At 67.2% G+C, this 10,095-nt stretch carries 10 protein-coding genes; 3 read left to right on the top strand and 7 right to left on the bottom strand.

Going from position 1 to position 10,095, the window contains the following annotated elements; genetic code table 11:
• Positions 1–380 precede the first annotated feature (380 nt).
• From EB084_12335 to EB084_12310, 6 genes are all read right to left on the bottom strand, one after another.
• Positions 381–890: a MarR family transcriptional regulator gene (locus EB084_12335; GenBank protein ID NDD29043.1), complete on the bottom strand. Its 510-nt coding sequence runs from the start codon at positions 888–890 to the stop codon at positions 381–383.
• 277 nt (positions 891–1,167) lie between these two features.
• Positions 1,168–1,722: a TlpA family protein disulfide reductase gene (locus EB084_12330; GenBank protein ID NDD29042.1), complete on the bottom strand. Its 555-nt coding sequence runs from the start codon at positions 1,720–1,722 to the stop codon at positions 1,168–1,170.
• A gap of 141 nt (positions 1,723–1,863) precedes the next feature.
• Positions 1,864–2,988: a M20/M25/M40 family metallo-hydrolase gene (locus EB084_12325; protein ID NDD29041.1), complete on the bottom strand. Its 1,125-nt coding sequence runs from the start codon at positions 2,986–2,988 to the stop codon at positions 1,864–1,866.
• 873 nt (positions 2,989–3,861) lie between these two features.
• Positions 3,862–5,358: a nitrate reductase gene (locus tag EB084_12320; GenBank protein NDD29040.1), complete on the bottom strand. Its 1,497-nt coding sequence runs from the start codon at positions 5,356–5,358 to the stop codon at positions 3,862–3,864.
• A 76-nt stretch (positions 5,359–5,434) separates the two neighbouring features.
• Entirely contained in the window at positions 5,435–6,706 is a 1,272-nt protein-coding gene (locus EB084_12315) for an aminotransferase class V-fold PLP-dependent enzyme (GenBank protein NDD29039.1), read from the bottom strand.
• Positions 6,639–7,688 carry a low-specificity L-threonine aldolase gene (locus EB084_12310; GenBank protein NDD29038.1) on the bottom strand — a complete coding sequence of 350 codons (1,050 nt, stop codon included), beginning with the start codon at positions 7,686–7,688 and terminating at the stop codon, positions 6,639–6,641. Before EB084_12310 ends, EB084_12315 begins: the two co-directional genes overlap by 68 nt.
• A gap of 171 nt (positions 7,689–7,859) precedes the next feature.
• Between EB084_12310 and EB084_12305 the strand changes: the two genes are divergently transcribed.
• Positions 7,860–8,417, top strand: coding sequence for a hypothetical protein (locus EB084_12305; GenBank protein NDD29037.1), 558 nt, complete (start codon positions 7,860–7,862; stop codon positions 8,415–8,417).
• Positions 8,418–8,489: 72 nt separating this feature from the next.
• Positions 8,490–9,257, top strand: coding sequence for an N-acetylmuramoyl-L-alanine amidase (locus tag EB084_12300; GenBank protein ID NDD29036.1), 768 nt, complete (start codon positions 8,490–8,492; stop codon positions 9,255–9,257).
• Between the two features lie 95 nt (positions 9,258–9,352).
• Here EB084_12300 and EB084_12295 read toward each other — a convergent pair whose 3' ends face one another.
• Complete coding sequence (locus tag EB084_12295; GenBank protein NDD29035.1) at positions 9,353–9,613, bottom strand: hypothetical protein; 261 nt, start codon at positions 9,611–9,613, stop codon at positions 9,353–9,355.
• Positions 9,614–9,889: 276 nt separating this feature from the next.
• Here EB084_12295 and EB084_12290 point away from each other — a divergent pair.
• Positions 9,890–10,095, top strand: a 206-nt coding sequence (locus tag EB084_12290) for a hypothetical protein (GenBank protein NDD29034.1), incomplete at its 3' end; no start/stop codon positions are given.

The raw sequence follows: 10,095 nt of genomic DNA, 5'->3' as shown, positions 1-10,095 counted from the left end.
CGCGGCCTGCACCGCGGCCAGGGCCACGGTCACGTTTGGCTGGTAGACGAGCGCGATGTGAACCGCCTCCGTAAGCGTGAGCGGTGTTGACGGCATGGCGGCAGGCACGTAGTCCGGCGCGGGGAGTGTCACCTCCGCGGGCACGGTGAGCTCCTGTATCATGGGAACGTACGAGCCGTTGGGAGCAGCCTGCGTGGTCGGCGCAGCGCTCGGCGACGATGTCGGCGCGTCGACCGGGGTTGGCGTTGCCGAGGGGGCTTTACGAGACACGGGCGACGACGTCGGAACTGCCTTTGGGGCGGCCGAGGTGGGCGCGCTCGTCGCAAAGAGTGCGGTCGTTAGCGCGGCGGTGGCCGCTGCAGAGACGATTCGAGCCTTCATCAGCTTCGCTCCACCTGTACGAGAATTTCTGCTGCCCGCCCCGCAAGCGCATCCTGCGGACCTTCTCCTGGGGGGAGGGCGCTGCACGCGAGCGCGAGGGCGTCGAGCAGCGAGATCAGCGCCTCGCGCGACGCAGGTGGAAGCCGTGCGATGACCTCGCTCCAGCGGGCGAGTCGCTTCTCTCGGCTCTTTGTCATCACATCGCTTCCGTGGCGGGTCAGCCGAAGGCTTCGCGAGCGCCGGTCGCCTTCACCCGCGACACGCTCCACGAAGCCGATGCCCTCGAGACGATCGGCAAGCTGCGTCGTGGCGCTCACGGTGGTGCCCAGCTCGCGGCTCAGCGCGGTGATGGTCGTGGGGCCTTGCATCAGGAGCGAGCAGAGCCGCAGCTGGGCCACGGGCAGCTCGACTCGGGGGCCTTCGAGCGTGCAGATGCGACGAAGCACCAGGGGCATCAGATGGTCGATGCGCGCGGCCTGCGCGTTGATGGGTTCAGGGGGTTGTCTCAAGATGGTCCTCGGCAGCGTGGGCGGAGAAGTGTTGCGGGGGAGGCCACGCAACCGACGCGCTGGTGATAGATGGTTAAGGCAGATGCAAAGTTAATATAGGTTAAGCAAGAAGGCTCGTCAACACCGCCTCTGGTCGATGGCCTTCATTCGTGTGGCATCCCGGTTTCTGGGGTGCTTCGCACGTCTTGTCTGCGCGATGCAGATCGCAAGAGGGGCTTTCCCAGGGCAAGGGCGGCTCAAACCCGCACGCAGGAGGGCGATCTCGTGGGAGCGCGGCTCAGTGGGGAGGTTGGGGTGGCGTGGGGAGGGACTGCAGCGCTTCCTTCAGCTCGGCGGAGAGCTTGTCAAGGCTGCCAAATCCAGTCCATCGCTTCATCTCGTGGCCATCCGGCGCCACGAGGATGAGTGTGGGATCGCTGGTTGCCCCGTAGTGGGCGGCCACCGTTCCGTTGTCGAGCAGCACGGGGTAGGCGATGGCAACGGTGAGGAACTGCTGCTGGGCACGTTCCCGCCGCGACCGATCGCCGTGGATGGCGATGCCCTGAATGCCCTGGTTGTCCATCTGGGCCTGGAGGTTCTGCAGATCGAGGGCGGTGCGTTCAGCGGGCACGTTGTACAGGTAGAGCACGATGGGCTTCTTGCCCAGGTACTTCGAGAGCGCGACCTTGCGGCCCACGCGGTCGCGCAGGGTGATCTGCGGAAGGGTCCCGGGAGCGCCCTGCGCGTCGGTTCCCGTGGCGGGCCTGGCCGTCGCCTTCGGCGTGGGCTTCGGGGTGGGCGAAGGGGCAGGCGCGGCAACGGCCACCACGGGGCCGATCAGCAGCGCCAGCAATGTGACGGTATCCAGGCGGAGTCTGGGCATGTCTCTCCTCAGCGGATGGCGATGGTCGAGGCTCGACCGAGGGAGGGTTTCTCCTGGTGGCTGGTGAGTTCCCTGCCGGACCGGGGGCGGCGAGCCTGACCCGCGTCAACGCTACGCGCGCGGCACGATGGTGTCGCCATCGACCCGCAGATCGCAGGCTGCCTGGATGATGCCCACCACGTTGCGGGCGGCCTGCTCGAGATCGTCGATGCGCACGTTCTCGAGGGGACCGTGGATATCACGCTCGCCGGCGCCGATGGCGATGGTCTGGATGCGGGCGTTGTTGAAGGCGGGTGCATTGGCGTCTGAGCCTGCGCCCGCCATGATGGGGACGTGCATCGGGCGCGCGCGCGACCCGGCGTCGGCCATGCCGCGCATGGCCACCTGGACCACGGGTGCTTCCTGGGAGAAGGTGTACTTCACCGATCTGGGGTTGACGAAGACGGCATCATTGGTGAGGTTGATGTCTTCTGGCGCAAGGGCGTCGACCACATAGCCCAGCGCGGGGCGCTGTGTGATCTCGTCGGCCACGAGACGGGTGGCTCCCTTCAGACCCCCTTCCTCGCACACGTCGAAGACCAGCTTGATCTCGGGGTGGTCAGCGCCGGTCTCGATGATTCTTCTCACCGCCTCGAGGATCTCGGCGCAGCCCGCGCGGTCGTCACCGCCCAGCACCTCTCGCTCGTTGGTGTGGATGACCCGGCTGTCTCGTCGCACGCCGTCCGGAGAGGTCGGGCCCACGGTGTCGAGGTGGGCGCTCAGAACCACCGTGGGGGCGTCTTTCACGGTTCCGGGGATCGTGGCGATGATGGTGTGGTCTGGCTTTCGCGCATACGCGATGCCCAGCGCGTCGAGCTGGCGACCGATCTCGGCGCTCACCTCTCCCTCGTGATCTGACGTGCCGCTTATGCCCCGCAGGTTCACGAACGACTCGACCAGGCGATTTCGGTCGACGCCAGGCGACGGGCGGTCGCGAAAGGCCATGGTCTGCACGGGCCGCTCCGCGAAGAGGCGGTTCGTGAGAGTGGCGCCATCGACGAGGAACGGGGTGATGGGCTCGGCGATGATGTGGTTGAGCTCGAGGAAGGCCTTCGTGATCACGCCGGGCTCACCGTGTGGTTTCGCGGGAGCGGAGGGCGTGGTCGGCGCGGATGGGGCGGAGCCCTTGAAGTGCTGCACGGCGCGGCCCACGGCCTCGCCCACGATGCGACCGACGCCGAGGGCGTTCTCGAGCACGCCTCCCACGATCATCCCGGTCAGCGGACCCACCAGGGTGCCCATGGCGGCCCCCACGGGACCGCCCACGGCTGCGCCCACCATCGCGGGGAGGGTGTAGGCGGTGACCAGTGTCGACAGCGTGGCGCCCACGGCTTCGCCGATGCCCACGGCGCTGCCGCTCAGATCGGGCGCACGACCGGTGATGCGGCGCTCGGCGGCGTGCACGACGCGGGGCAGCAGGGGCTCGTGAGGGCGCGCGCCGGTGGGGGCTGCGCTCTCGAGTGTCACCTTCTCCGCGCGTGGCGCCGGAGGACGCACCGATTCAAAGGCGGCGCGGGCCGTTCCCGCCACGACGCCGAGCGCTCCCCCCGCGAGGGCGCCCAGGTGGCGCCCGACTCCGATGTATCGCTCTTCCAGGGCGGCGGCAACAAGGCTTCCCACAAGGGCTACGGGAGCGGCCACGGTGATGAGCGTCGCGCTTGGAATCAGCATGAGCAGCTGCAGCGGCAGGGCCGCCCCAATGGCGCTGGTCGCGGCGAGGGTGCCCAGCTTCTTCCCTTCGTGCGCCCAGTCGTGCACGGTGCTGCGCAGGGTGTCGCCGAAGGCCCTGGGGGTGGCCGACCGTGGGGCGGACGGAACGTAGGCCAGGGGGGCCAGGATGGACGCCGGCAGGGGCGCCTGCTCACGTCGCTCAGTGAGGTCGACCGGGAGCGCACGGCGTGGCACCCCACCGGAGAGAGACGGCTGCGCCGTCACGAGGGCATTCATCGGTTCCTCCACCACGGGGTCGCCCGCGCGTTGACAAGCGACCGTGCACCAGATGGCAAGAGGGTAGCACGTGCTGAGGAGATGATGTTTGCCGTGATGTTACCAACCGTCTCGTTTGCGCGCTCACGCCTCGAGCGCGCGATCGGCCTCCACGTTCTCGCGCTGCAGGGTGAGCATGAGCACGCTGTAGAGCACCATCGACACCACGAAGCCCACGATCCAGGCGAAGGCGTAGATGTCGGCGGCCACGTGCTCGAAGCCCGTCTCGGGCTTGCGTCCGGTCGCTTCGAGGATGAAGCCGGGAAGGTTGGGCAGGATGCCCACGATGAGCGAGGTCACGGCGAGCCAGTTCACCCCGTTGGAGTATCGGTACATGCCGTCCATCTCGTACAGCTCTGCGACGTGCAACCGCGTGCGGCGCAAGATCCAGTAGTCGGCCACCATCACGCCCGCGATGGGTCCCAGCAGGGCCGAGTAGCCCACCAGCCAGGTGAAGATGTAGTTCCCGGCGCTCGCCATGATCTTCCAGGGCATCATCAAGATTCCGACGAGGGCCGTGATGGTGCCGCCCACCTTGAAGTCGATCTTCTCCGGCCAGATGTTGGCGAGATCGAAGGCGGGCGACACCACATTGGCCGCCACGTTCACCGACAGGGTTGCCACCCCGATGCTCACCAGCGACAGCAGCACCACGACAGGGTTGGCGAACTCTGGCTTCGACAGCAGCTTGATGGGGTCGTCGATCTTGGTGCCGTACACCACCGCGGTGGCTGAGGTGATGAGCACCCCGATGGCAGAGAAGAAGGTCATCGTGGTGGGGAGTCCGAGAATCTGGCCCCACATCTGCGACGACTGGTTCTTCGAGTAGCGCGTGAAGTCGGGCATGTTCAGCGACAGCGTGGCCCAGAAGCCGATCTGGGCGGTGAGGAAGATGGGCAGATGGCGCAAGAAGTCGGCGGTGTCGGTGAACTTGCTCGGCTCGTCGAGAACGGGGCCCAGGCCGTTGGCACGTTTGATCATGTAGACGAGCAGCACCACCGCCACCACGAGCACCATCGGGGCGGCCCACCCCTCGAACCAGCGAACGGCGTCCATGCCCTTCCAGATGATGGCCACGTTGAGGGCCCAGAAGGCGCCGAAGCAGATCCAGATGTTTGCGGGCACCGAGTTCCACCACGGCAGCGTCGATGACAGCAGGCCGTTGAGCGCCTCACCGCCGATCCACGTCTGGATGCCGAACCAGCCGCACGCCACGATGGCGCGCAGCAGCGCCGGCAGGTTGGCGCCGCGGACGCCGAACGAGGCGCGGCACAGCACGGGGAAGGGCAGGCCGTACCGCGTTCCACCGTGTGAGTTGAGGAGCATGGGAATCAGCACGATGAGGTTGCCCAGGGCGATGGTGAAGAGGGCCTGCTTCCAGTCCATGCCCTGCACCACGAGGCCGGACGCCATCTGGTAGGTGGGGATGCAGTGCGCCATGCCGATCCAGAGTGCGGCAAAGGCGTAGGTTCCCCAGGTGCGGGCAGAGACCGGCGTGGGCGCGAGGTCTTCGTTCCACAGGCGCGGGTCACGTCCCACCACGATCTCGCCGGTCTGTTCCACGCCCTCTGACACAGTCATCGCCGATCCTCCTCATGGTGCGTCATCAACCGCACCCTGGATCTATTCTAGACCTGTAGGGCAGGGCCTTCCCGGCTCAGCCGAGCACGCGAGGAAGGGCGTCGAGCAGGCGATCGAGGTCGTTCGGGGTGTTGTAGCCTTGCACCGAGATGCGAAGCAACGGTTGATCGTTCCACCGGTAGACGGGCAGCTCTACGCCGTGGTCATCGTACAGGCGGCGCTTCACGCGCTCGACATCGCAGGCGGGAAGGGGGAGCCCGCGCATCTGTCCGGTCCAGTCGCGCGTCGGCGGAGCCAGGGGGGCGAGCCCCGTGAGCGTGGTGATTCGTGTCGCGGTCTCATCGGCCAGGGCCTGGCACGAGGCGCGCACGCGATCCCAAGCGTGCGCGCGCTGGAAGGCGATGGCCGCGGGAACGGTGAGCGAGGCCGAGATGTCGCGGGTGCCGCGATACTCGCTCTCTTCGATGAAGCGCGAGTCAGACGCTCGCTCGCTGCGCCATCCCCAGCTCACGATGAGGGGCTCGAGCAGCGCCTGGCGATCGGGCCGCGCGTACAGGAAGGCGGTTCCCTTGGGCGCGCAGAGCCATTTGTGGCAGTTTCCCGCGTAGAAGTCGGGGTCGATGTCGGCGAGGTCGAGGTCGAGGTAGGCGGGTGCGTGGGCGCCGTCGATGACGGAGATGATCTGCTCGGCGCGGGCGCGCGCGCAGATGGCCTTCACCGGAAAGGTGAGGGCGGTGGCCGATGTCACGTGGCACACGGAGATCACGCGTGTACGCGACGTGACGCGCGACCACAGCTGCTCGACGATCCGCTCGGGCGTGGTCAGGGGCACTTCGATGGGGGTGCGCACGTAGGTGGCGCCGCGCCGCTCGGCCACAAAGTTCCAGGTCTTCTCGACGGCTCCGTACTCGTGGTCGGTGCCCACGATCTCGTCGCCCGGCTGAAGAGGAAGGCTGCGTGCCACCTGGTTGAGCGCGGTGGTGCTGTTGTCGTGGTACACAATGCTGTCTCGATGCACGCCGAGGTATCCGGCAAGGGCCTCGCGCGCTTCGCGCATGCGTGTGTCGAACGATCGGCTCTGGGCGAGCATCTCCACCGGCTGATGTTCGAGCTCGCGCTGCCAGCGCTGATATCGGTCGAACACGGCTTTCGGGCAGGCGCCGAAAGAGCCGTGGTTCAAGAACGCGATGTCGCCGCGCAAGAGGAACAGGGCGCGAAATGCCTCGGTGTTGGGTGATGGGCATGTGGCCCCAGCGTGTGTCACGGCCTCTTGCGCCAGATCATCGCGTGGGCAGCGCAGGGTCGCCCGCGCAGGCCGCCGCGAAGGCCGCTGCGGCTCGTGCCACATCGTCACGAGAGATCTGCAGATGCGTGACGGCGCGGATCTTCGTCGCCGCGGTGGCAAAGACGCCCACGCCCAGCGTTTGAAGGGCGCGCTCGATGTCGATGGCCGCGCGCCCTGTTCCGGAGACGTCGAAGAAGACGATGTTCGTCTCCACCGCGCGCTGCGCCAGTCTGACGCCGGGAATCTCACAGCACTGGCGTGCCAGCGCGCGAGCGTTCTCGTGGTCTTCGCGCAGGCGAGGCAGATGGTGTTCGAGGGCGTGCAGGCCGGCCGCGGCGAGAACACCTACCTGCCGCATGCCGCCGCCCAGCATCTTGCGCGTTCGGCGGGCCCGAGCGATGAACGCGCGGGTGCCCACCACGACCGAGCCTCCCGGTGCGCCAAGACCTTTCGACAGGCACACGTAGGCTGAGTCGAAGAGCCGACCGTAGGCGTCGAGGGCGATGCCGGTCTCGGCATGCGCGTTCCAGAGGCGCGCGCCATCGAGGTGCATCGCGATGCCCGCATCGCGGCCGAAGGCCGAGATATCGTGCATCACGTCGAGGGGCAGCACGGTGCCGCCACTGAAGTTGTGAGTGTTCTCGAGGGTGATGACCCGCGTGATGGTGTGGTGGTCGTCGGGAAGCCGAACCGCGTCGCGCACCTGATCGAGCTGCATGATGCCATCCGGGGTAGCGATGGGGCGCACGAGCGAGCCGCACAGGGCCCCGACGCCTCCCACCTCGTGCTCGAAGATGTGGCTCTGGGCCTCGGCGATGACCTCGTCGCCCCGCTGCAACCAGGTTGCCAGACAGACCGCGTTGCCCATGGTTCCGCTCGGAACCCACAGGCCGGCCTCGTGGCCGAGCATGTCGGCAACGCGTTGCTGGAGGGCGTTGATTGTGGGGTCTTCACCGTAGACGTCATCGCCCACGTCGGCGCGGGCCATGGCGTCGCGCATGGCGTCGGTCGGTTTCGTCACGGTGTCGCTGCGAAGGTCGATCATGGCCGTCGAGGCTTCGCGCCGGCGTTTCCGGATCCTGGTTCTTCTGTAACCTGCATCACAGCACCGGACCCTGACGTGTGATAGCATCAGCCCATGGGTCGCATCACCTCTCCCCACCAGATCGCAACGCTCCGACTCTCGCCGACGTCGACCGAGAGGGCTTCCCATGCAATGGCTCTCCCTGCATCGGCCCCCGTCACGGGCAGCGATGCGGTTCACGGGCGTGACCTCGAGGGCCAGCTCGCAAGCGCCTTCGCCGTTCTTCAGTACAACCAGGAGCTGGTGCAGTTCGCTGATGGAAAGGCGAACACGCTCATCCTCATCAACAGCATCGCCCTTGCATCGGCCTGCGCCCTCAGCCTCAGCCCCCAGGGCTCCCTCCACGATCTGGCCGTGACGCTGCGCTGCGCCTTCCTGCTGTTCTCGGTCGCGTCGGTGGCTTTGAGCCTCGCGGTGGTGCTCTCGCGCCTCGAAGACAGCGGTGCGCCACGGCGGCGCGACCTGGTCTTCTTTGCCGATATCGTGTCGAGGAGGTCGGCGAGCGCCTTTCGCAGCGAGTTCGTCTGCCTGCCCGCATCGCAGATGCGAGACGACCTGCTCGACCGCGCCTGGCGGGTCTCCGAGATCGCCTCACGCAAGTATGCCTGCTACACCCAGGCGCAGCGCGTGACCGTGGTGGCCTGCGCCCTGTGGATGGCGCTGCTTCTCAGCGTGCAGCTCTTTCCCTGACGGGAGCGCGGTGATGAGCGCTGTGCGACGTTTCACAGAAGGAACTCCAGGGACGGCGAGGAAGGCTGACACGTGGGCCGCTGCAATCGACGACTCGTGCAGACCGCAGTGCTGGCCGCGCTGACGCTGAGCGCGGCTCCCCTTCTTGACGCGCGTGGCGTGACCTCGGCATGCGCCGCGCCGTCGCGGCCCGAACGCGCGATCGTCGCGCAGGCACCGTCTGATACCGACGTCGAGTTCGAGAACGTGCCGAGCTCGCCGTCGCCCACGCCCCGCAACCCTACGCCGGAAGAAGGCCCCGTGGTCGATCTCACGCGTGCTCGAGATCTCGTGACCTGGAAGCCGGCCATCACGGCCTACTCGAAGCGCCACTACGGCGAGGAGACATGGGTTCTGCGGCCCACATGCATCGTGCTGCACTTCACGGCGGGGCGCGAGTGGCCGTGGAATCTGGTGAAGAGCGATTCTTTTGCCGATGAGGCTCCGGGACTTGCGTCGCACTACGTCATCGATGGCGCGAGCATCTGGCAGCTGCTGCCGCTCGACGTGCGCTCGCGCGGAGCCTATGGCATCAACCACCGCGCCATCAACATCGAGATGGTGGCGGCCGACGCCGCCGACCTGGCGCAGCGCCCCCAGACCCTGCGCGCCTGTGCCGATCTGGTGCGCTGGCTCACGGCCCGCTTTGGCATTCCGAAGACGAAGATCTATGCCCACGCCGCGGTGTCGCGCATGAACCCGAGGGAGATACCAGAGGTGTTCGATCGGGTGAATTCCCAGCCGTATGGGAAGCCCGATCCGGGAGAGCAGAACATGAGGTCGATCCTCGAGATGCTGTGAGGGTGACGATGCTCGATTCTCTCAGGAACCTGGTGGGCTCGTGGGGAGGCGCGCGGTCGCCGCAGACGCAGCCTTTGCATGTGCCGTCGTCGTCATCAGACCCGCAGTGGGTGATCGACCTTGCGGTCGTCGATGATCGAGGTTGCGCCATGACCCTCGCCAGCGGTCTCGGGCAGTTCCAGGCGGGGCCCCTCGCGGCGCCGTCGAGAAGCGAGGCCGAGAGCCGGGCCGCGCGGTTCTACAGCCAGGTTCTCACCTCCCGCGGTGGTCACCAGGTAGCGCCAGACGGCAGGGTCGACGGTGGTGGGTGCATACGGGTGGTGCGCTGCGTCTCGCAGGGCTCGCGGGTTTCGCATCGCAAGGCTGCCCTCAGGCCCGACAGCACCATGCTTGTCGCGGGGAGCGGTTGGGTGGCGGGCTCCCTTCAACCGCTCGCCACGAGGGGAGGGGTCGGTCTTCTCGTTCTCATGGTCGGGGTCGCGATCGCCGCGGGGGTGTCTGCATTAAATCGAGAGGCGACTGATGATCGTCTCGATGAGAGGAGTGCGACAGCCGCGCCCGTCGCGCCAGGCGGGTCAGTCGCCCAGGCCGGGTCCAGCCCAGGAGACAGGCTGCTCGAATCGGCGAAACGGTTGTTCCACGCGCATCGCTACAGCGAGGCCAGGACTCAGGCGAAGCAGGCGCTCGACATCTATCGCAACGCGAAGGTCTCGACCGAGACGATGAACGTGGCGCGCCACATCGTGGCCGAGAGCGCTCTCGAGCTGGGTCTGTATGACGAGGCCGACAGCATGTTCCAGGCGCTCTCGTGCCTCGATCCCAACGACAAGGCGGCACG

Source organism: Pseudomonadota bacterium (assembly GCA_010028905.1).
In the GTDB taxonomy this organism is placed as follows: domain Bacteria; phylum Vulcanimicrobiota; class Xenobia; order RGZZ01; family RGZZ01; genus RGZZ01.
Note: the sequence above shows the minus strand (reverse complement) of the source record. Positions and strands in the feature narration are given on the sequence as shown.